Source organism: Bartonella sp. MU70NMGDW, assembly GCF_042194085.1.
Taxonomy (GTDB): Bacteria; Pseudomonadota; Alphaproteobacteria; order Rhizobiales; family Rhizobiaceae; genus Bartonella; species Bartonella grahamii.
Genome location: NZ_JBHIMK010000057.1, coordinates 1 through 254 on the forward strand (window position 1 = coordinate 1; position 254 = coordinate 254).

The following is a 254-nucleotide window of genomic DNA, read 5'->3' on the forward strand; positions in this document are numbered from 1 at the left end:
TTTATGTAAATCTGTGAAAGAAGTTCCTACACCAGCAAACGCTGAAGCCACATCTGTATAGCTCTCCTCACTCTCAGTACCATCAGATTTTACTGTTTTAACCGTGAACTTAGGTTTGCTCCATTTGCCATCCTCATACTTAGCACCACCACCTAAAGACTGCGCAACTTTATCACCTAGAGCATGAAGCTGATTACCAGCTACAGCATCACTTGAGTCTTTAGTTATAGACCCATTGGCAAGCGATGTTATCT

General features: G+C 42.1%; 1 pseudogene. It reads right to left on the reverse strand.

Annotated elements, in window-relative coordinates:
• Nucleotides 1-254: pseudogene (locus ACFIKE_RS06360) on the reverse strand (hypothetical protein); the annotation flags it as partial.